At 74.9% G+C, this 19,788-nt stretch carries 21 protein-coding genes; 13 read left to right on the forward strand and 8 right to left on the reverse strand.

What is annotated here, in order from left to right:
- Nucleotides 1–45 precede the first annotated feature (45 nt).
- Both Q5530_RS19555 and Q5530_RS19560 read left to right on the forward strand, forming a co-directional pair.
- Nucleotides 46–504 (forward strand): hypothetical protein, encoded by a 459-nt coding sequence (locus tag Q5530_RS19555; protein WP_380639552.1) that lies wholly within the window; start codon nucleotides 46–48, stop codon nucleotides 502–504.
- Entirely contained in the window at nucleotides 501–929 is a 429-nt protein-coding gene (locus Q5530_RS19560; protein ID WP_380639553.1) for a ferritin-like domain-containing protein, read from the forward strand. Before Q5530_RS19555 ends, Q5530_RS19560 begins: the two co-directional genes overlap by 4 nt.
- A 169-nt stretch (nucleotides 930–1,098) precedes the next feature.
- On the opposite strand, the gene Q5530_RS19565 is transcribed toward Q5530_RS19560, so the two are convergent.
- The 4 genes from Q5530_RS19565 to Q5530_RS19580 are packed head-to-tail and all read right to left on the reverse strand — an operon-like array spanning nucleotide 1,099 to nucleotide 4,156.
- Nucleotides 1,099–1,806 carry a hypothetical protein gene (locus Q5530_RS19565; RefSeq protein WP_415364076.1) on the reverse strand — a complete coding sequence of 236 codons (708 nt, stop codon included), beginning with the start codon at nucleotides 1,804–1,806 and terminating at the stop codon, nucleotides 1,099–1,101.
- A 55-nt stretch (nucleotides 1,807–1,861) separates the two neighbouring features.
- Nucleotides 1,862–2,872 carry an aminotransferase class V-fold PLP-dependent enzyme gene (locus Q5530_RS19570; protein ID WP_415364078.1) on the reverse strand — a complete coding sequence of 337 codons (1,011 nt, stop codon included), beginning with the start codon at nucleotides 2,870–2,872 and terminating at the stop codon, nucleotides 1,862–1,864.
- 7 nt (nucleotides 2,873–2,879) lie between these two features.
- Nucleotides 2,880–3,353 (reverse strand): DUF4442 domain-containing protein, encoded by a 474-nt coding sequence (locus Q5530_RS19575; RefSeq protein ID WP_380639559.1) that lies wholly within the window; start codon nucleotides 3,351–3,353, stop codon nucleotides 2,880–2,882.
- A gap of 26 nt (nucleotides 3,354–3,379) precedes the next feature.
- The gene (locus tag Q5530_RS19580; RefSeq protein ID WP_415364079.1) at nucleotides 3,380–4,156 is read right to left on the reverse strand and encodes an SDR family NAD(P)-dependent oxidoreductase; all 777 of its coding nucleotides are present in this window, start codon (nucleotides 4,154–4,156) and stop codon (nucleotides 3,380–3,382) included.
- Nucleotides 4,157–4,218: 62 nt separating this feature from the next.
- On the opposite strand from Q5530_RS19580, the gene Q5530_RS19585 reads away from it, so the two are divergent.
- Entirely contained in the window at nucleotides 4,219–4,626 is a 408-nt protein-coding gene (locus tag Q5530_RS19585; protein ID WP_380639563.1) for a YjbQ family protein, read from the forward strand.
- On the opposite strand, the gene Q5530_RS19590 is transcribed toward Q5530_RS19585, so the two are convergent.
- Nucleotides 4,522–5,553, reverse strand: a complete 1,032-nt coding sequence (locus Q5530_RS19590) for an ABC transporter permease (RefSeq protein ID WP_415364081.1) — start codon at nucleotides 5,551–5,553, stop codon at nucleotides 4,522–4,524. The genes Q5530_RS19585 and Q5530_RS19590 overlap by 105 nt on opposite strands.
- A 121-nt stretch (nucleotides 5,554–5,674) precedes the next feature.
- Between Q5530_RS19590 and Q5530_RS19595 the strand changes: the two genes are divergently transcribed.
- Genes Q5530_RS19595 through Q5530_RS19605 form a run of 3 tightly spaced genes read left to right on the forward strand, consistent with a single transcriptional unit; the run spans nucleotide 5,675 to nucleotide 8,156 of the window.
- Complete coding sequence (locus tag Q5530_RS19595; RefSeq protein ID WP_415364083.1) at nucleotides 5,675–6,778, forward strand: hypothetical protein; 1,104 nt, start codon at nucleotides 5,675–5,677, stop codon at nucleotides 6,776–6,778.
- Nucleotides 6,778–7,467 (forward strand): hypothetical protein, encoded by a 690-nt coding sequence (locus Q5530_RS19600; protein ID WP_415364084.1) that lies wholly within the window; start codon nucleotides 6,778–6,780, stop codon nucleotides 7,465–7,467. The genes Q5530_RS19595 and Q5530_RS19600 overlap by 1 nt, the downstream gene beginning before the upstream one ends.
- Nucleotides 7,464–8,156 (forward strand): HAD family hydrolase, encoded by a 693-nt coding sequence (locus Q5530_RS19605; RefSeq protein WP_415364085.1) that lies wholly within the window; start codon nucleotides 7,464–7,466, stop codon nucleotides 8,154–8,156. The genes Q5530_RS19600 and Q5530_RS19605 overlap by 4 nt, the downstream gene beginning before the upstream one ends.
- Here the strand turns inward: Q5530_RS19605 and Q5530_RS19610 are convergent.
- Nucleotides 8,146–9,894, reverse strand: coding sequence for a proline--tRNA ligase (locus tag Q5530_RS19610; protein ID WP_415364086.1), 1,749 nt, complete (start codon nucleotides 9,892–9,894; stop codon nucleotides 8,146–8,148). The genes Q5530_RS19605 and Q5530_RS19610 overlap by 11 nt on opposite strands.
- A 151-nt stretch (nucleotides 9,895–10,045) precedes the next feature.
- On the opposite strand from Q5530_RS19610, the gene Q5530_RS19615 reads away from it, so the two are divergent.
- From Q5530_RS19615 to Q5530_RS19645, 7 genes are all read left to right on the forward strand, one after another.
- Complete coding sequence (locus Q5530_RS19615; protein WP_415364088.1) at nucleotides 10,046–10,396, forward strand: VOC family protein; 351 nt, start codon at nucleotides 10,046–10,048, stop codon at nucleotides 10,394–10,396.
- 81 nt (nucleotides 10,397–10,477) lie between these two features.
- A complete protein-coding gene (locus Q5530_RS19620; protein ID WP_415364089.1) occupies nucleotides 10,478–11,290 on the forward strand; it encodes an endonuclease/exonuclease/phosphatase family protein in 813 nt (270 codons plus the stop codon).
- 11 nt (nucleotides 11,291–11,301) lie between these two features.
- On the forward strand, nucleotides 11,302–12,039 hold the full coding sequence (gene yaaA / locus Q5530_RS19625; protein ID WP_415364090.1) for a peroxide stress protein YaaA: 738 nt from the start codon (nucleotides 11,302–11,304) through the stop codon (nucleotides 12,037–12,039).
- Nucleotides 12,040–12,198: 159 nt separating this feature from the next.
- Entirely contained in the window at nucleotides 12,199–12,687 is a 489-nt protein-coding gene (locus tag Q5530_RS19630; RefSeq protein WP_380639577.1) for a hypothetical protein, read from the forward strand.
- A 217-nt stretch (nucleotides 12,688–12,904) separates the two neighbouring features.
- On the forward strand, nucleotides 12,905–13,879 hold the full coding sequence (locus Q5530_RS19635) for a serine protein kinase RIO (protein WP_415364091.1): 975 nt from the start codon (nucleotides 12,905–12,907) through the stop codon (nucleotides 13,877–13,879).
- Between the two features lie 337 nt (nucleotides 13,880–14,216).
- Nucleotides 14,217–15,701, forward strand: a complete 1,485-nt coding sequence (locus Q5530_RS19640; RefSeq protein ID WP_415364093.1) for a DEAD/DEAH box helicase — start codon at nucleotides 14,217–14,219, stop codon at nucleotides 15,699–15,701.
- A 300-nt stretch (nucleotides 15,702–16,001) separates the two neighbouring features.
- Nucleotides 16,002–17,627, forward strand: a complete 1,626-nt coding sequence (locus Q5530_RS19645; RefSeq protein WP_415364094.1) for an ABC-F family ATP-binding cassette domain-containing protein — start codon at nucleotides 16,002–16,004, stop codon at nucleotides 17,625–17,627.
- Between the two features lie 4 nt (nucleotides 17,628–17,631).
- Here the strand turns inward: Q5530_RS19645 and Q5530_RS19650 are convergent, their stop codons facing one another.
- Complete coding sequence (locus Q5530_RS19650; RefSeq protein ID WP_415364095.1) at nucleotides 17,632–18,486, reverse strand: DUF5937 family protein; 855 nt, start codon at nucleotides 18,484–18,486, stop codon at nucleotides 17,632–17,634.
- Nucleotides 18,487–18,525: 39 nt separating this feature from the next.
- Complete coding sequence (cobA, locus tag Q5530_RS19655; RefSeq protein ID WP_415364096.1) at nucleotides 18,526–19,743, reverse strand: uroporphyrinogen-III C-methyltransferase; 1,218 nt, start codon at nucleotides 19,741–19,743, stop codon at nucleotides 18,526–18,528.
- Nucleotides 19,744–19,788 lie beyond the last annotated feature (45 nt).

The following is a 19,788-nucleotide window of genomic DNA, read 5'->3' on the forward strand; positions in this document are numbered from 1 at the left end:
CACGTCCCACGGGCCGCCGCGGCGGCTCTGGCAGGATCGGGACACGTGATCGGTAGAACCGCGTTCAGCAGGCGAGGGGTGCTGCTGGCGGCGGCCACGGCGCCGCTGGCAGTCGCGTGCACCACACCCCCGCCGCCCCCACCGCCGCCGGACGTCCTGGAAGAGCTGGTCAGGTCGGCCCGGTCGGACGCCGCCCTGGCCACCGCCGCGGGCGCGCCGGAGACCGCCGCGGCGCGGACCGAGCACGCCGACCGGTTGCGGGCGGAGATCGACCGCGCCACGCCGCGCGTGCCGGGCTCGTCGGCGCCGGGCTCGTCGGCACCGCCCTCGACACCGCCGTCCGCCGCGCCGCCCGCGGGTGGGACGCGGGAGGAGCTGCTGGCGGCGCTGCGGGCGGCGCAGGAGCAGGCGGCGGGCCTGGTGGCGTCGGTGCCGACGTACCGGGTGGGGTTGGTGGCCGCGGTGGCGGCCGGGTGCGCGAGCCTGGTGGAGGCGATGTCGTGAGCGTGGACGCGGTGCAGGGCGCGTTGGGGGCCGAGCACGCGGCGGTGTGGACGTACGGGCTGGTCAGCGCGTTCATCTCGCAGCAGGGCGCGGCGGTGGCGGAGGGCGCGAACGCCCACCGGGCCCGTCGGGACACCACCGAGCGGTGGCTGCGCGACCAGGGGGCCGCGCCGGAGCCGCCCGCGCCGGCCTACCTGCCGCCGCAGCCCGTGGACAGCGCGGCCTCGGCGATCGCGGCGCTGATCGCGGTGGAGACGGACTGCTGCGTGGGGTGGCGGGGCGTGCTGGAGCGCACCGAGGACGCCGACCTGCGCAGGTCGGCCCTCGACGCCCTGACCGCCTCGGCGGTCCGCGCCACCCGGTGGCGCAAGGCCGCCGGCCTGACCCCCCTGTCCATCACCTTCCCCGGCACCGCCGTGGGCTGACCCCGCGCGAGTCGTACGTACAGACCTCGCGAGTCGTACGTCCAGGACCCCCGAGTTGAGTGTTCAGGACCCCCGAGTTGAGTGTTCAGGACCCCCGAGTTGAGTGTTCAGCACTGAATTCGGGGGGCCTGGACGTACGACACGCCGGGTCTGGACGTACGACTCGCGGTCAGGTCAGGGTGGTGGCCAGGCGCAGGGCGTCGAAGCTGATCTTCTTCATCAGGTGGTTGTGCTCGGTTTCGTTGGCGCCGTGGGTCGCGGTGTCCGACTCGATGATGATCACCTCGCGGTCGCGCTGGTCCGAGGCGTAGCCGCCGTTGCCCAGGGTGGTCATGCCCTGGACCTGGACCGCGCCGTCCTTGATCAGGTCGTTCACGTTGCCGGTGCCGTTGCGGTTGGTCAGGTCCTTGAGGGCGGTGGCGTCCTCGGTCGTCTTCATCTGGACCACTGACACGGACGTGTACACAGTTGCCCCGTCCGGGGTGGTGGTCGTGTACAGGGCGCGAGTGAGCTGCTGGCACGGCGTGCTGGTCAGGTAGTCCCTGGTCTTCCCGTACGCGTGTGACGCGCAGTCACTGTCCCGCAGCGGGTCGGGCACCTGCGGTGACTTCGTGAAGACGAACTGACCGGCGGGCGCCGACGTCGACGTGGGCGCCGTCGTGGTCTCGCCCGAGGGCTTCACCAGCACCCACACCAGGCCGGACAGCACCGCCACGCCGAGCAGCCCCAGCCCCTTGAGCAGGAGGCCGCGCCGCGCGCGGGTCGACCCAGGTGGTGGGGGCTCGGCGGGGCTCGTCAGCGAGTCCAGCTGCCCGATCCCGGAGCGCCACAGCGGCGCGGTGTCCGAGGGCCGGATCGGCGGGATCCGTTGCGTCACCTCTTCAGGTGATTCGGGAGGAACCGACACAAAGACCCACGGTAACGGAAGCCGCTCAGCCCAGCGCCCCGAGCACCAGTTCGACGTCGGCCACCGAGTTGTACAGGTGGAACGCCACCCGGACCCGCCCGGCGCGCACGCCGGACCGCACGCCGGCCGCCGCCAGCCGGTCCGCCGCGGCGGCGGGCAGGTCCAGCGACGCGATCGCGCTCCCGCGCGGCGGCAGACCCAGCCCGACCAGCAGGGCGTCGGCCAGCCCGGCGCCGTGGTCCCGCACCGCGGCCATGTCCAGCGAGGCCAGGTACGGCAGCGAGACCGCCGCCCCGACCTGCGACAGCCACACCGGCGACAGGTCGAGCCGGCGCGCATCCGGCGCGAGCCGCAGCGGCAGCCCGTAGACCGTGCGCCACGGCTCGTCACCGGCGTACCAGTTCGCCGCCGCCGGCACGGTCCGCTCCAGCGCGCCCGGCGAGCACGCCAGCCACGCGCACCCGCGCGGCGACATCAGGAACTTGTACCCGACGGCCACCACCCAGTCCGCCCACCCGAGGTCCAGCGGCAGCCACCCGACCGCCTGCGAGGCGTCCAGCAGCACCGGCACCCCGGCCGCGCGCAGCGCCCCCAGGTCGACGAGGCGGCCGTCCGCCGACTGCACCACGCTCACCGCGACCAGGTCGTGCCCGGCGGCGGCGGCCGGCACCTCGTCCAGGTCCACCTCGACCACCCGCAGCCCCCGGGCCGCGAACGGGAAGGTCAGGCTGGTGAACTCGCCGCGCGCCACCAGCACCGACGCGCCCTCGGGCAGGGAGGCCGCGACCAGGGACACCAGCTGCGAGCCGGAGGCGCCCATGGCCACCCGGTCCACCGGCACGCCGACCAGCCGGCCGAACGCCTCCCGCGCCACCGCGATCGACGCGTCCACCGCGTCGGGCCCGTCCCGCCCGCTCGCCCACCGCCCCGCGGCGGCGGTCACGGCCGCGGCGGTCGGCGTGGGCGGCACGCCGATGCTCGCGGTGTTCAGGTAGCCGGGCGGAACGTCGAAGGTCGTGCCGAAAGCCGATCTCATGGGGCCATCACACCGCCCGGAGCGCCCCGCCGTCCAAGGACTTCTTGCGGCGGGCGTAGACCTGCTTGCGGGTGCGGGCGACCACCTCGCCGGCCGCGTCCACCACGTCGGCGGTGAACCACACCAGCGCCTTGCCGCCGTCCTCGGCCAGCGACCTGACCTCGGCCAGGTGCTCGTCGGTGAGCCGGAACTCCGCGTGCACGGTGCCGCGCCCCGGCTTGACGAACTCGATCTCGCCGGCCTTGTCCCACACCACGTGGTCGCGCTTGAGGTGGTGCAGCAGCAGGAGCATCCAGAACGGGTCGGTCATGGCGAACAGCGAGCCGCCGAAGTGGGTGCCCACGTAGTTGCGGTTCCACGGGCGCATCCGCAGCCGCACCCGCGCGTAGCGGTAGTCGTCGGACAGCTCGACCACGCGGATGCCCGCGAACAGGAACGGCGGCCAGAGGTTCATGCCCCGCCGGAGACGTGATGCCTTCATGAGCCACATGTTACCCATGGGTAATTTCAGTACATGGTGATCACGTTCCGGGTCACCCTCGCCGCCGCGTCCGAGCACAGGAACGCGACCACGCCGGCCGGGTCCTCCGGCTGCGACACGTCGTGCGCGGCGCGCACCGCGTCGTTGACCCAACCGGTGTCCACGACCCCCGGCTTGACCACGTTCGCCGTCACGCCGTGCGGCCACAGCTCGTGCGCCGCCGCCAGGGTGTAGTTGTCCATCGCCGCCTTGGCCGCGCCGTAGGTGACCTCGCTGGGGAACCCGAGCGGCCCGCCGGAGGTCAGCCCGACGACGCGGCCCCAGTTGCCGCCGCGCGCGAGGTGCCGCCGGGCGAACTCGGCGATCATCAGCGCGGACCCCCGCGCGTCCACCGCGAACTGCGCGTCGAACGTCTGCGCCGTCACCCCGCTCAGCACCCGGCCGAACCGGTCGGTCTCGGTGGCCAGGAAGGTGTCCTGCACCCAGCCGGAGGCGTTGTTGACCAGGATGTCCACCGGACCGAGCACCCGCTCCGCGGTGTCGAACAGCCGCGCGGGCGTGCCGACGTCCGCGAGGTCGGCCTCGACGGCGTGCGCCCGGCCGCCCGCCTCGGTGATGGCGGCCACGACCTCCTCCGCGCCGGACTCCCGGGCGGTGAAGTACGCCCTCGGCAGGCTGGGGTCGGGCGCGGGCACGAACCTCAGGTAGGTGACGAGGACCTGGACCCCCTGGGCCGCCAGCGCCTTGGCGGTCGCGGCGCCGATGCCCTGGTTGGCCCCGGTGACGATGGCGGTGTGGATCACACGGGGCATCGTGCCGGATCACCGCGCGCGGGCGCACCGCCTTTACCGGCACAATGCCCCTCGTGCGCAGCGAAGAGATCCAGGTCCGCACCGGTTCCGAAGAGGTCGTCCACGACCTGACCCGCCACTGCGAGGACTTCCTCGCCGACGTGGAGGGCGACGGGCTGCTGCACGTCTGGGTCCCCCACGCCACGGCGGGCGTGGCCGTGCTGGAGACCGGCGCGGGCAGCGACGACGACCTCCTGGCCGCGCTGAAGGACCTCCTGCCCGCCGACGACCGCTGGCGGCACCGCCACGGGACCCCCGGCCACGGCCGTGACCACGTGCTCCCCGCGCTGGTGCCGCCGCACGCGACGATCCCGGTGCTAGGCGGTGTGCTCGCGCTGGGCACCTGGCAGTCGGTCTGCCTCGTCGACACCAACGTCGACAACCCCGTCCGCAAGGTCCGGCTGAGCTTCCTGGCGGGGTAGCAGCAGCGCCACCAGCCCGACCGCGGCCAGCGCCGCGGGCACCCACAGCTGAGCGGCGTCCGGCGCGCCGCCCTGGAACAGCGCGCGCAGCCCCTCGGTGGAGAACCGGAACGGCGTCCACGACCACAGCAGCGCCCGGTACCCGGGGTCGAGCAGCTCGGGCGCCTGCCCCGCCACGGCGGGCGCCACCAGGTACAGCGGCGCGAGCACGGCCATCGCCCGCAGCCCGAGCAGCCGCAGCAGCGCGCCCTGGACCAGCGCGAACGCCGCGCCGACCAGCGCCAGGTAGCCGAGCACGGCCCAGCCGAGCGGCAGGGCCGGGTCCCACAGCGCGACCAGGCCCGCCACCACGCCGACGCCCAGCGCGGTCGCCGCCGCGATGCCCACCAGCCGGCTCGGCACGTCCGGCCGGCGCGCGAGCCGCGTGAACGCCGCCCCGGCCACCAGCCCGCCGATCCACAGCAGCGCGCTCGCCGCCAACGGCGCGGTCCGCCCGGCCGCCGACGCCGGGTCGAGCACCACGACCCGGGCCTGGAGGCCGGCGCCCTGCGCGACGGCGCCCAGCACCTGCTGGGCGACCTGCGTGCCGGACGGGTTCACCGCGCCGGACAGCACGACGGTCGCGCCGCCGGGCGCGAGTTCGAGCACCCCGTAGACCTCCTGGCGGGACAGCAGGTCACGGGTCCGGTCGGGCGTGGAGACCCGCCACGAGACCTCCGCCGACCCCGCGTTCACCACCCGGTCGGCGATCCCGCGCAGCTGCGGCGGGGCGTCGGCCCCGACCGCGACCGCCAGCGGCACCCCGTCCGGGTGCGCCGTCGCCTGGACGCCGAAGGTGAGCAGGCCGAGCACCAGCGCGACGAGCGCGCCCGCGACGGCGGTGGCCACCGCGAGGACCGCGGGTGGCCGATCGTGCAGCGCGATCATGGTTCCCCCTTGTTCATCAGGTGTTGAATTGAAGGCTACGACTCGGCGGACCTAGAAGTCAACGCGTGATGAATTCCCTCGTACCACCCGATCGGCGGATGCGGCAAGGTACGGTTCGCCCGTGACTTACCCAGGTGACGGGCAGAGCGGCTGGGACGGACGGCCCAACCAGGGCGGCTGGGGCCCGCAGGGACAGGGTGGCCAACCGCAGCCGGGCCTCGGCGGTCCCGAGCACGGCCAACCCGGTTACGGCCAGCCCGGTTACGGCGGGCCCGACCAGGGCTACCCCGGTTACAGGCAGCCCGCCTACGGCGCCCCCGAGCAGGGCTACGGCCAACCGGGAGGCCAACCGGGCGGGCAGCCGACCGGGCAGCCGACCGGGCAGCCGACCGGACAGCCGGGCTACGGCCAGGGCTACGGGCAGCAGAACTACGGCGGGTCCTACGGCGGCCTCGGCGTGTTCTCCGGCGGCGGCGAGCCGCCCAAGGGCGGCAGGACCAAGGTCTGGCCGGCCATCGGCGTGGTCGTGCTGCTGCTCGTCGGCGCCGGCGTCACCGCGTTCCTGCTCACCAGGGACGACGGCTCACCCACCGCCCAGCCCACCAGCTCGTCACGACCACCCACCACGTCGAGCAGCCCCAGGCCGACGACCACCACGACGCCCACCGACGAGGACGTCAGCTGCGACCCCGTCAAGGCGGGTTGGAACTGCCTGCCGGTGCCCGCGCTGTCCTACAGCTACGACCTGCCCAGGGGCTGGTCCCCCACCTCGGCGGGCGCCTCGGTCGAGGGCATGGCCGACGTGCGGCTGACCGGGCTGTCCCTGGTCGACGCCTACGACTGCGGCGGCAAGAACTTCACCCGCGGCGGCGCGGGCGGCGTGGTCGTGGGGCAGAGCGACCTGACCGCGGTGGCCAAGGACTTCGCCCAGAAGCTCGGCACCCAGTTCTACCGCTCCGCGCCGCGGTCCGAGGTCGCGCTCGGGGAGCCGAAGGCCGTCAAGATCGGTGACATCGAGGGCGTGCAGGTCGACTCCACCGCCACCACCTCCGGCGACGAGTGCCTGGCCACCAAGGGCATGGTCAAGGTCCTGGTCCTCAAGGGCGACCGCGGCTACCACGTGTTCTTCGCCAACGGCGACCTGGAGGGCGGGCCCGCCCAGCCGAAGCCGGTCGCCGAGGCGGACCTCCAGGCCATGGTCGACTCCGTCCGGCCGCTGGGCTGATGAGCTACTCCGGGCTGGGCGCGTACCCGCCGCACCCGCCGCCGCGGCGGCCCAACCGGGCCCCGCTGTGGCTCGCGCTCGGCGCCGCGGGTGTGCTCGCGGTCGGCGGCGGGGTGGCGTTCGCGCTGCTCGGGGGTGACGAGGACGGCCGCGCCACGCCGGCCACGTCGAGCCCGGCCGAACCGGACTGGCCGGTCGTGGAGGACGACTCGGCGGGCGTGCGCTACGAGCTGCCGCCGTCCTGGGAGAGCTCCGGCAAGGGCGTGGTGGGCCGCCTCCGGGTCACCGGGTCCCACGTGTCGCGGCCGTTCGAGTGCCAGGGGCGCGACATGGTGCAGGCCCAGTCGGTGTCCGGGGCGGTCGTCGACGACGACCCCGAGGGCGTCGCCGCCGAGCTGGTGGGCCAACTGGCCCGCAACAGCTACACGGTCGAGGGCGCGCCGCCGGAGGTGGGCGAACCACGCGTCGAGTCCTCGTCCGAGGACCGGGTGGTGCTCAGCGTCGAGGTGACGCCCCGGGCCGCCAACGCCTGCTACGCGCCCAAGGCCACGATCACCGCGGTGGCGCTGCGCAACGGCAGCCGGACGTCCGTCCTCGTCGTCAACGTCGCCCGGGGCGGCCCGCACGTCGCGCAGGGCCCGTCCGAGGACGAGGTGCGGCGCATCCTGGGGAGCGTGCGGCTGTCGTGAACACGCTGGTGCTGTGGGACATCGACCGGACCCTGGTCGACGCCGGACCCGTCGGGGTCGACTGGTACCGCGCGGCGCTGCGCGCGGCCACCGGGCTGGACCTGGCGCGCACGCCGCCGTTCGGCGGCCGCACGGAGCGCTGGATCACCCTGGAGCTGCTGGCCCTGCACGACCTCGCGCCCACCGAGGAACTGGTGGCGCGGCTGCACGTCGAGCTGGTCGCGGCCGCCGGCCGGGAGCACGCGCGGCTGCCCGAGCTGGGCCGCGCCCTGCCCGGCGCGCGGGCCGCGGTGGAGGCGCTGGCGCGGCGGGACGACGTGGTGCAGTCCCTGGTGACCGGGAACCTGCCCGAGATCGCCCGGTTCAAGCTCGCCGCGTTCGACCTGGACCGGCACCTGGACCTCGAGGTCGGCGGCTACGGGCAGCTGTCCGAGCACCGGCCCGAGCTGGTGCTGGAGGCGGTGCGGCTGGCCACGGCCAAGCACGCCCGCGAGTTCCGCGCCGCGGTCGTCGGCGACACCCCGCACGACGTGGAGGCCGCGCTGCGCCACGGCGCCGTCGCGGTCGGCGTGGCCACGGGCCGCAGCAGCGCCGAGGAGCTGCGGGAGGCCGGCGCGCACACCGTGCTCGCCGACCTCTCCGACACGGCGGCCGTGCTGGCCGCCGTGCTCGACCGCCCTAGCCCCTGACCAAGCCGGTCAGGTGTGCCACCACGTCGTCCACCGGGACCTCGACGCGCTCGCCCGAGCGGCGGTCCTTGACCTCGACCAGGCCGTTGGCCAGGCCGCGGCCCACCACCACGATGGTCGGCACGCCGACCAGCTCGGCGTCGGCGAACTTCACGCCGGGGCTCGCCTTGCGGTCGTCCAGCAGCACGTCCACGCCGGCCGCGGACAGCTCGCCCGCCAGCTTCTCGCCGCCCGCCAGCAGCGCCTCGTCCTTGCCCGCCACCACCAGGTGCACGTCGAAGGGCGCGACGTTGCGGGGCCAGATCAGGCCGCGCCCGTCGTGGCTCTGCTCGGCGATCACCGCGACCAGGCGGGACACGCCGACGCCGTAGGAGCCCATGGTGATCCGGACGGGCTTGCCGTCGGGGCCCAGGGCGTCCAGCCCGAACGCGTCGGAGTACTTGCGGCCCAGCTGGAAGATGTGCCCGATCTCGATGCCGCGCGCGGCGACCAGCACGCCCTTGCCGTCCGGCGACGGGTCGCCCTCGCGGACCTCGGCCACGTCGATCACGCCGTCGGGCGTGAAGTCGCGGCCCGAGACCAGGTCCACCACGTGGTGGTCGGCCTCGTCCGCGCCGGTCACCCACGCCGTGCCGCGCACCACGCGCGGGTCGACGAGGTACTCCACGCCGTTGGCCTGGAGCGCACCCGGGCCGATGTAGCCCTTGACCAGGAACGCGTTGCGGGCGAAGTCGGCCTCCTCCAGCATCGCCACCTCGGCCGGCGCGAGCGCGGCCTCCAGGCGCTTGAGGTCGACCTCGCGGTCACCGGGCACGCCGACGGCCAGCAGGGTCCACTCCGCCGCACCCGGCACCCGGGTCTTGACCAGGACGTTCTTCAGGGTGTCGGCCGCGGTGAAGGCGCGGCCCAGGTCGGCCGCGTTGAGGAAGTCGACCAGCGAGGCGATGGTGGGCGTGTTCGGCGTGTGGTGCACCCGCGCCGCGGGCTTGTCCTCCACCGGCTGCTCCGCGGGCGCGGGCGTGGTGACCGCCTCGACGTTGGCCGCGTAGTCGGACTCCGTGCTGCGCACGAAGGTGTCCTCGCCGGTCTCCGCGACGGCCAGGAACTCCTCCGACGCCGAACCGCCCATCGCGCCGGACGTGGCGGAGACGACCACGTAGTCCAGGCCCAGCCGGTCGAAGATGCGGACGTACGCCTCGCGGTGCCGCCGGTAGGACTCGGCCAGGCCCTCGTCGGCGAGGTCGAAGGAGTAGGAGTCCTTCATCACGAACTCGCGGCCGCGCAGGATGCCCGCGCGGGGGCGCGCCTCGTCCCGGTACTTGGTCTGGATCTGGTACAGCGTGACCGGGTAGTCCTTGTAGGAGGAGTACTCGCCCTTCACGGTGAGCGCGAACAGCTCCTCGTGGGTGGGGCCGAGCAGGTAGTCCGCGCCCTTGCGGTCCTTGAGGCGGAACAGGTTGGGGCCGTACTCGGTCCACCGGTTCGTGGCCTCGTAGGGCTCCTTGGGCAGCAGCGCGGGGAACTGGATCTCCTGCGCGCCGATGGCGTCCATCTCCTCGCGCACGACCCGCTCGACGTTGCGCAGCACCCGCAGGCCCAGCGGCAGCCACGAGTACCCGCCCGGCGCGACGCGGCGCACGTAGCCGGCGCGGACCAGCAGCTTGTGGCTGGGTACCTCGGCGTCGGCCGGGTCCTCGCGCAGGGTGCGCAGGAACAGCGACGACATCCTGGTGATCACGGTGGGTGCTCCTCGTGGCGCGGGTTTGGCGGCAAGGGTAGTGAACGCGGCGCGGTTCGCGCTCCCGGGTTCCGCCGGCGGCGACCGGCCGCGCCGCTGGTGGGCCCCCGTGCGGCCGGGTCCTGTCGGTGGTCGCCGCTAGCGTCCGGGCATGACCATCGCGATCGGCATGATCACCTTCGACACCCTGGACCCCCGGCGGCTGGTGGAGTTCTGGACCGGGGCGCTGGAGACCACCGTGCTCCAGGACCACGGGGACTTCGTCATCCTCGCCCCCGCCACCGAGGGCGGGGTCAACCTGGCGTTCCAGCGGGTCGACGACCCGACGCCGGGCAAGAACCGGGTGCACTTCGACGCGCACGTGACCGACCTGGACACCGAGGTGGCGCGCCTGGTGGAGCTGGGCGCGACGGCCGTGGAGCGGCACTCGCACCCCGGCCTGACCTGGCAGGTGCTGGCCGACCCGGACGGCAACCGGTTCTGCCTGGCCCAGACCGGCTGACCCGCTCGTTGCGCGTGGTGGCGGGACTTCCGCCACCATGCGGGGAGGCGATTCACGGGACGGAGCGCGGACTTGCGGTTGATGACGTGGAACCTGTGGGGGCGCTTCGGACCGTGGCGGGAGCGCGAGGCGGCCATCATCGACACGTTGCGGGTGGTCGACCCGGACGTGCTGGCGATCCAGGAGGTGTGGGCGGCCGGCGACGGCACCTCGCAGCTGCGGGTCGTGGCCGACGCGCTCGGGATGCACAGCGCGGGCTGGACCCAGCCGCTCGGCGACACGGGGCTGGAGCAGGGCAACGCGGTGCTGAGCCGGTGGCCCATCAGCCGGTGGCGGGCGCTGGAGCTCAACCGGGACCCGGCCGACCCGCGCTCGGCGGTGGTGGCCGACGTCGAGACGCCGTGGGGCGCGGCGCCGGTCGTCAGCACGCACCTGTCGTGGCGCCCGGAGGAGGGCGGGACGCGGCTGCGGCAGGTGCGCGCGATCCGGGAGCACCTGGGGTCGCGGGAGCCGGCCGCGCTGCCGCCGGTCGTCATGGGCGACCTGAACGCCGAGCCCACCTCCGACGAGCTGCGCGCGTTCACCGGGCTGCGGGCCGACGAGCCGCCGGGGCCGGTGTTCGTCGACTGCTGGGAGCAGGTCCGCAGCGGGCAGCCCGGGTACACGTGGGACCACGCCAACCCGTACGCCGCGTGCACGCCGTGGCCGCGCCGGCGGTTGGACTACGTGCTCATCGGCCTGCCCGACCTGGGTCTGGTGCGGGAGAAGCGGATGGGCTGGTTCGAGGTGGACAGCTGCGAGCTGGCCGGGGTGTCGGCGGTGCGCGGCACGGTGCCGTCCGACCACTACGCCGTGGTGACCCGGCTGCGGGTGCTCCCCGAGCCGCCGCACTAGGCTCGCCCGTCGTGCTCGTACTGCTGCCACCGTCGGAGACCAAGGCCGAGGGCGGGTCCGGCGCGCCGCTCGACCTCGACCTGCTGTCGCACCCGGAGCTGAACCCGGTGCGCGACGGGTTGGTGGACGCGCTGGTCGACCTCGCCGCCGACGTCCCCGCCAGCCTGGTCGCGCTCGGGTTGTCCGAGCGCCAGTCCGGCGAGGTGGCGCGCAACGCCGAACTGCGCCGCTCCCCCACCCTGCCCGCGCTGGCGCGCTACACCGGCGTGCTCTACGACGCGCTCGCCCCGGGGTCGTTCACCAGGGTGGAGCGGGAGCGGGCGTTCCGGCGGCTGGCCGTCGCGTCGGCGCTGTTCGGGCTGCTGGGCGGTGGTGACCCGGTGCCGGCGTACCGGCTGTCCGGCGGGAGCGCGCTGCCGGCCACCGGTCCGTTCGCCGCGCTGTGGCGACCGGCGCTGGAGCCGCTGCTGGCGGTCGCCGACGACTTCGTGGTGGACCTGCGGTCCAGTCCCTACACCTCGTTCGCGCGGGTGCCGGGGGCGGTGGTGGTGCGGGTGGTGACCGAGGACGAGAGGGGGCGGCGGAACGCGGTGAGCCACTCCAACAAGGCGCACAAGGGACGGCTCGCCCGCGCGCTGGTGCGGTCGCGGGCCGAGCCGGCCGACCTCAGGGGGTTGGTGCGGGTGGTGACGAGGGCCGGGTTCCTGCTGGAGCCGACCGGGCCGCGGGCGGCCGACCTGGTGGTGTAGCGGGTGGTCCGGCGGCGGTGCCGCGCCACCACTCCACCGCCGCGGCGGGAATCCCGTCCCTGGAGCACCGGCGGTCCTCCCCGCACCGGCGAGCGGCCATAAGTGTGACAGAGCGCAGTGACCTGTCACCTCTCGTGACGGGAATGCCAGAATGACCGCGTGAGCCCCGACACACCCGCCGACGTGGTGACTCCGGCCCTGCTCAGGAACCACACGCAGGACCTGGAGGCCGCCGCGCTCGACGCCCCCGAGGCGTTGAAGCGGGTCTGGTCGGGGCTGTGCCTGGCCCGGCTGCTCGGCCTGCGGCTGGCCCTGGCGGACCAGACGTGGCACCGGCGGCAGGGCAACGCCGCGTCGGTGGAGCACCAGCTCGCCCGCGACCTCGGCACGACCGCCACGTTCGCGGACACCGCGCTGCGCCTGCCCGACGACGACGCGCCGCCGCCGCTGGCCGGGGACGAGGTGGACGAGGCGGTGGCCGCGCTGGTGGGGTTCAGCACCACGGCCCGCCGCCGGATGCTCGCCGCCGCGCCGCTGGCCACCCAGTGGCACGACGAGCGCGTGCTGCGGCACGACTCGAAGGTGATCGGCGAGCTGGGCGAGGCGTGGCGGGGCAACCGCGCCGGCTACCGGGTGGACCGGCGGTAAAACCGGTTGCGCCCGCGCCGAGCGGCCGGGCAACCTGTGCGTGAACGCGTGAAGCGCCGGTGGTGGCAAGACCACGGCGGACCAGAGGAGGTGCCAGATGGCCATTGCCGTCCGGGACGTGGCACCGACCCGTCCGCTCGCCCCGCCCGCCTGACGCGAACCGGCAACGCCGCGCGCCGGGTGGGGCGATCACCCCCTTCACCTGGAGCGATCACCAGTGCGCGAGCACGATCAGTACACCGAGTTCGAAACCGGGTTCGACCACGCCGACGACGTGCGCTGGCGGACCGGGAAGACCCGTCGACGGTCCCGCCGGGACGACGGGGTCGCGCCGGAGCGCCGCGGCCGGCTCACCGAGGAGGCCAAGGACCGCCTCGTCCAGATGCGGGCGGACGCGCAGGTCGCGGACGTCCCGCCGGACGGCGACCGGTGGTCCACCTGGGGCGATGCCGAGCAGGGCCCCAAGCCGCACCCGTCGTGGCTGGTCACCGACCTGGCCGCGGTGGACCGCGAGCTGGGCGTGCTCAAGACCGGCAAGGAGGCGGACGTCTTCCTGCTGGAGCGCGCCACGCCCGGCGCCGACCGGTCGTGCCTGCTGGCCGCCAAGCGGTACCGCAGCAACGACCACCGGATGTTCCACCGCGACGCGGGCTACCTGGAGGGCCGCCGGATGCGGCGCTCCCGCGAGATGCGCGCGATGGCCAACCGCAGCGCGTTCGGCCGCAACCTCATCGCCGAGCGGTGGGCGGTGGCCGAGTTCGCCGCGCTGACCCGGCTGTGGCAGCTGGGCGCGCCGGTGCCCTACCCGGTGCAGCGGGACGGCACCGAGCTGCTGCTGGAGTTCGTCGGTTCCGACGGCGAGGCCGCGCCCCGGCTCGCGCAGCTGCGACCGGAGCCGGACGAGCTGCTGGACCTGTGGCGGCAGCTGGTGGACGCGCTGGGCGTGCTGGCCTCGGCGGGCCTGGCGCACGGCGACCTGTCCGCGTTCAACCTGATGGTCCACGACGGGCGGCTGGTCGTGATCGACCTGCCGCAGGTGGTGGACCTGGCGGCCAACCCGCACGGCCCGGAGTTCCTGGAGCGCGACGTGCGCAACGTCACCGGCTGGTTCACCGGGCGCGGGCTGCCGCCCGAGCTGGCCGAGCCGGTCGAGGTCACCCGGGAGCTGCTGGACCTCGCCGGCCTGCGCTGAACCGCGTGGCGCGCGGCGGGTTCCGGCCGCGCGCCACGTCCCGGCGCACCCCGTCGGGCGCGTGCGCCCGGTGGGGGGGCACCGCCGTCCCGACCGGGTGACCCCGAACCCCCGTGAGCACGCCGGACGGACGTCGTGCCCCGGAGCCCGCCGTGATCAGCTACACTGGGTAGTGCACCGCCCGGTGGCGCCACGAAGCGCCCCAGGCCGCCAGAGTGGCCGGTGGTGCTCCCAACCACTATCGGCGCGGACCGCGCGCCGGGCCCGTCCCGCGATCGCGCCTGCTCAACCCGTGCAGAGCAATCCGCCGAGACGTGCCGTGTCCCGGAGGTTTGTTTTGCCGCATACGTCCCAAGGCCGTTCCGAGCGCCCGCAGTACCGCGGTGGTTCCCGCAGCAGGCGCCCTGGCCAGGGCAATCGTCGTCCGGCTTCCGTCGTGGAGCTGGCGACCACCGTTCCAGAACACGTCGAGAGCACCCTCCCCGAGGGCCCGTTGCCCTCGTTCGCCGAACTGGGCCTGGCCGACGAGCTGCTGCGCGCCCTGGTCCAGGCGGGCATCACCGACCCGTTCCCCATCCAGGCCGCCACGCTGCCGGACGCGATGGCCGGCCGTGACCTCCTGGGTCGCGGCCAGACCGGCTCGGGCAAGACGCTCGCGTTCGGCCTGGCGCTGCTGTCCCGCCTGGCCGGTGGCCGGGCCAAGCCGCTCAAGCCGCGCGCGCTGGTGCTCGTGCCGACGCGCGAGCTGGCCATGCAGGTCGAGGAGGCCCTGGCGCCGTTCGCGCGGTCCCTGGGCCTGTGGTGCCGCACGGTCGTCGGCGGCACGTCGTTCCCCCGCCAGGTCGACGCGCTGCGCCGCGGTGTCGACCTCCTGATCGCCACGCCCGGTCGGCTCTCCGACCACGTGCGGCAGGGCACGGCCGACCTGTCCGAGGTCATGTTCACCGCTCTGGACGAGGCCGACCAGATGGCCGACATGGGCTTCATGCCCCAGGTGCGCGCCATCCTCGACCTGACCCCGCAGGACGGCCAGCGGATGCTGTTCTCCGCGACGCTCGACGGCGACGTGGACAAGCTGGTCCGCCAGTACCTGCACGACCCGGTGGTCCACTCGGTCGCGCCGCCGACCGGCAGCGTCACCACGATGGAGCACCACCTGCTGTTCGTCTCCGCCGACGACAAGCAGTCCGTGGTGACCGAGGTCGCCGCCCGCGAGGGCCGGACGATCATGTTCGTGCGCACCAAGCACCACGTGGACCGCCTGGCCAAGAAGCTGCGGTCGGTCGGCGTGCGGGCGGGCGCGCTGCACGGCGGCAAGGCCCAGAGCGCGCGCACGCGGGTGCTGGCCCAGTTCCGCGACGGCAGCACGCCGGTGCTCATCGCCACGGACGTCGCCGCGCGCGGCATCCACGTGGACGACGTGAGCCTGGTCGTGCACGTGGACCCGCCCGCCGACCCGAAGGACTACCTGCACCGGGCGGGCCGCACCGCCCGCGCCGGCCAGTCGGGCACCGTGGTGACCATGGTGACGCACGACCAGCGGCGCGCCGTCCAGGGCCTGACCGCCCGCGCCGGCGTCCGGCCCGCCTCGACCAAGGTGCGCCCGGGTGACGAGGACCTGATCCGGATCACGGGCGCCCAGGTGCCCAGCGGTGTTCCGGTGGCGGAGCCCGAGATCATCCCCGTCCGGGGTCGTCGCGGTGGCAGCGGTGGCGGTGTCGGCGGACCGCGCCGCGCCGGCGGCTTCCGCGGCGGTCGCTCCGACCAGGGCCGTGACCGGGACCGCACGGGCGGTCGCCCGCGCCGGGTGGCCCAGCACTGAGGGTCCAGCATTAAGGGTCCAGCACTGAAGATCCACACGAACGAGTGAAACGGCCGGTTCTCACCCAGGTGAGGACCGGCCTTTCGCCGTGCCGGCGCTGCTAGGCTCGGCAGCCCGAACGAGGTTCTCCAGGGAGTTCGTGCCCTTGTTGGTGGCGGAAGACGACGTCTCCGGGTGATACCCGGAACCACGACCGGCGGTGCCCGCGCAGTGCGGTGACACCGCTACCGGTCGTGCTCCCGTCGTCCACCCTTCCACCCGACGGGCGGCCGCCCGTACCGCGCACGAGGGCTCCCACACGTGTCCAAGAACTCCATCACCGCCACCTCCCTGTCCTTCTCCTGGCCCGACGGCACGCCCGTCTTCCAGGACCTGACCTTCACCGCCGGCCCCGGCCGCACCGGGCTGGTCGCGCCCAACGGCGCGGGCAAGAGCACGCTGCTCAAGCTCGTCGCGGGCGAACTCGCGCCCACCGCGGGCGCGGTCGTCGTCGACGGCGTGCTGGGCTACCTGCCGCAGTCGCTCCCGCTGACCGCCGACCTGACCGCGGCCGAGGTGCTGGGCATCGCCCCGGTCGTCCGCGCGCTGGCCGCGATCGAGTCCGGCGACGCGAGCGAGGAGCACTTCGCCGCCGTCGGCAGCGACTGGGACGTCGAGGAGCGCGCCCGCGCCGAACTCGACCGGCTCGGCCTCGGCGACGTCGCGCTGGACCGGCGCCTGGGCACGCTCAGCGGCGGCCAGGTCGTCTCCCTGGGCCTCGCCGCCCAGCTGCTCCGGCGGCCGGACGTGCTGCTGCTCGACGAGCCCACCAACAACCTCGACCGGGACGCCCGCCGGCGGCTGGAGACCGTGGTGGGCGACTGGCGCGGCTGCCTGCTGCTGGTCAGCCACGACCGGTCGCTGCTCGACCGGGTGGACCGCGTCGCCGAGCTGAGCCCGGGGCAGCTGCGCCTGCACGGCGGCGACTTCTCCTCCTACGAGGCCGCGAAGCAGGCGTCGCGCGAGGTCGCGGAGAAGAACCTGCGCAACGCCGAGCAGGAGCTGAAGCGGGAGAAGCGCGAGATGCAGCAGGCCCGGGAACGGGCCGCCCGCCGCGCGAGCACCGGGGCGCGGGCCGGCGCCGACATCCCGCGCATCGCGCAGGGCAACCTGAAGCGGTGGGCGCAGGCGTCCGCAGGGCGGGCCGAGGACCAGCACGCCCAGCGCGTGGACGCCGCCCGGACCCGGCTCGACGAGGCCGACCGCGCCGCGCGCGAGGACCCGGTGATCGCGCTGTCCCTGCCCGGCACCGAGGTCCCCGCCGGCCGCACGGTGTTCCACGGCCAGCGGCTGCGGGTCGCGGTCGGCGGGCGGGAGCTGTTCGCGGGCGCCGGGGTCGACCTGGTCGTCCGCGGTCCGGAGCGGATCGCGCTGACCGGGGCCAACGGCACGGGCAAGAGCACCCTGCTGCGGCTGGTGGCCGGGCTCCAGGACCCCGACAGCGGGGTGATGAGCCGGCCCGGGGGCCGGGTGGCCCACCTGTCGCAGCGCCTGGACCTGCTCGACCTCGACCGCGGCACGGCCGAGAACCTGCGGTCGTTCGCGCCGGGCCTGGCGGACTCGGAGGTGATGCACCTGCTGGCGAGGTTCCTGTTCCGGGGCGACCGGGCGCACCTCCCGGTCGGCGTGCTGTCGGGCGGGGAGCGGTTGCGGGCGACGCTGCTGTGCGTGCTGTGCGCCGAACCCGCGCCGCAGCTGCTGCTGCTGGACGAGCCGACGAACAACCTGGACCTGGTCAGCGTGGAGCAGCTGACGAGCGCGCTGAACGCCTACCGGGGCGCCTTCGTGGTCGTCAGCCACGACGACCGGTTCCTGGCCGGGATCGGCGTGCGGCGGTGGCTGCGGCTGGAGGGCGGTGAGCTGGCCGAGGGCGGGGCGCCCGCCTAGCCGCTCACCCCAGCAGCGCGTCGGCGCGGGTGGTGCGCACGTGGAACACGTGCCGGCCCTCCCGCCTGGTCGTCACCAGCCGCGCCGCGCGCAGCACCGCGATGTGCTGCGACACCGCCCCCGCCGTCACGTCCAGCGCCGCCGCCAGGTCCGCCGTGCCGCGCGGGGCCTCCAGCAGCGCCAGCAGCCGGGCCCTGGTGCGCCCGATCAGCGCCGCCAGGTCCTGCGGCGCCGACCGGTCCTCCCACAGCGCGCCGATCCCGCGCGCCGGGTAGCGCAGCACGCCCTGGCCGACCGGGTCGACCTCGACCCACGCCTTCGGCCAGCAGAACGCGCTGGGGCTCAGCACCAGGCCGTGCTCGGCGAGGTCCACCCGGTGCTCGGGCTTGCGGTGCAGCACCAGCTCGCCGCCGGACCAGGTGATCTCCGGGTGGAGGTCGTGGAACACCGCCTCCACGCCCCGGTCGGCCAGGGTCGCCGCGCGGGTGGCGATGTCGGCCTCGAGCACGGCGGTGATGCGCTCCCAGTGCGGCGCCACCAGCACCGCGTGGCAGCGGCGGATGACCTCGGCCTCCGCCGGCGGCACCGCGCGCAGCTCGGTCTCCAGGTCGGGCACCCGGACGTCCGGCACGGGCATCAGCTCCGCCGGCTTCACCGGCCCCTCCAGGCGCGCCAGCAGCACGTCCAGGCCGGGGATGCCCGCCGCCCGCTCCCGGGCCCACCGCACCCACGGCAGGTGCACGGCGTGCGCGCCGGGCGTGCGCAGGCCGTCCACCGCCATGACCGTCTCGAACACCGGTGAGTACGCGAACCTCACCCTGGCCAGCCCCACCCCGGCCAGCCTCACCCACACCGCCACGCCGTGCAGACTAGGCGGGCCGCCGGGGCGGGGTGTCGCTCAGGAGCGGAACGGCAGCTCGCGCGCCAGCCCGGCGACCGGTCCCACGACGATGATCGCGGGCGGGCGGACGCCGTGCGCCACCACGTCCTCGCCCAGCGAGTCCAATGTGGACGACAGGACGCGCTGCGACCGGGTGCTGCCCTCCTGGATCACCGACACCGGGGTGTCGCCGGGCCGCCGCGCCCGCAGCGCCGCCGCGAACGCGCCCGCCCGCTCCACGCCCATCAGGATCACCACGGTGCCGCTCAGGCGGCCCAGGGCGTCCCAGTCCACCAGCGACCTCGGGTCGTCCGGGGCGACGTGGCCGGACACCACCACCACCTCGTGCGCCACGCCCCGGTGCGTGACCGGCACGTCGGCCAGCGCCGGCACGCCGAACGCGCTGGTCACGCCCGGTACGACGGTGACCGGCACGCCCGCCTCGGCGCACGCGATCAGCTCCTCGAACCCGCGCCCGAACACGTACGGGTCGCCGCCCTTGAGGCGCACCACGAACCTGCCCGCCTTGGCGTTGTCCACCAGCGTCGAGTTGATGAAGTCCTGCGTCGCGGCCCGGCCGTAGGGGATCTTGGCCGCGTCCACGACCTCCACGTGCGGCGGCAGCTCGTCCAGCAGCTCGCGGGGCCCCAACCGGTCCGCCACCACCACGTCCGCCCGCGCCAGCAGCCGCCGGCCGCGCACCGTGATCAGGTCCGGGTCACCGGGCCCGCCGCCGACCAGGGCCACGCCCGCGGGCTGGTCGTGGTGGTCGGCCAGGGAACCGTCGCGCAGCGCGGCCAGCAGCCCGTCGCGCACGCTCGCGGACCGGCGGTGCTGACCGCCCGCCAGCACGCCCAGCAGCAGCCCGTCGTGCTCGCCGGCGGCGGGCGTCACCGCGGTGCCCTTCACCGCCACGTCCGCGCGCACGCAGAACACCCGGCGCGCCTCGGCGTCGGCCGTGACGCGGGCGTTGACCACGGGGTCCGAGGTGCAGGCCAGCACGTACCACGCGCCGTCCAGGTCGCCGTCGGCGTACTCGCGGGGCTGCCAGGCCACCTCGCCGCCGTCCACCATGCCCTGGACCGCCGGGGTGACCGCGGGCGAGACGACCTCGACCGCGGCCCCCGCCGCGACCAGCCTGGGCAGGCGGCGCTGGGCGACCGTGCCGCCGCCCACGACGACGACCCGGCGTCCGGTCAGGTCCAGGCCCACGAGGTAGTGCTGTTCACCGTGCATGGGTAGAAGGATCCACGCCAGGCAGGTGGTGTCCAACGGGCGTGC

The organism is Saccharothrix sp. BKS2 (genome assembly GCF_047689505.1).
GTDB classification, from domain to species: Bacteria; Actinomycetota; Actinomycetes; order Mycobacteriales; family Pseudonocardiaceae; genus Actinosynnema; species Actinosynnema lopnurensis.

Excerpts from the sequence above, each read along its gene's own strand:
- Q5530_RS19620 (WP_415364089.1), top strand. The coding sequence starts at position 10,478 with ATGACGTGGAACCTGTGGGGGCGCTTCGGACCGTGGCGGGAGCGCGAG.
- Q5530_RS19570 (WP_415364078.1), bottom strand. The coding sequence starts at position 2,872 with ATGAGATCGGCTTTCGGCACGACCTTCGACGTTCCGCCCGGCTACCTG.
- cobA (WP_415364096.1), bottom strand. The coding sequence starts at position 19,743 with ATGCACGGTGAACAGCACTACCTCGTGGGCCTGGACCTGACCGGACGC.
- Q5530_RS19575 (WP_380639559.1), bottom strand. The coding sequence starts at position 3,353 with ATGAAGGCATCACGTCTCCGGCGGGGCATGAACCTCTGGCCGCCGTTC.
- Q5530_RS19590 (WP_415364081.1), bottom strand. The coding sequence starts at position 5,553 with ATGATCGCGCTGCACGATCGGCCACCCGCGGTCCTCGCGGTGGCCACC.
- Q5530_RS19600 (WP_415364084.1), top strand. The coding sequence starts at position 6,778 with ATGAGCTACTCCGGGCTGGGCGCGTACCCGCCGCACCCGCCGCCGCGG.
- Q5530_RS19615 (WP_415364088.1), top strand. The coding sequence starts at position 10,046 with ATGACCATCGCGATCGGCATGATCACCTTCGACACCCTGGACCCCCGG.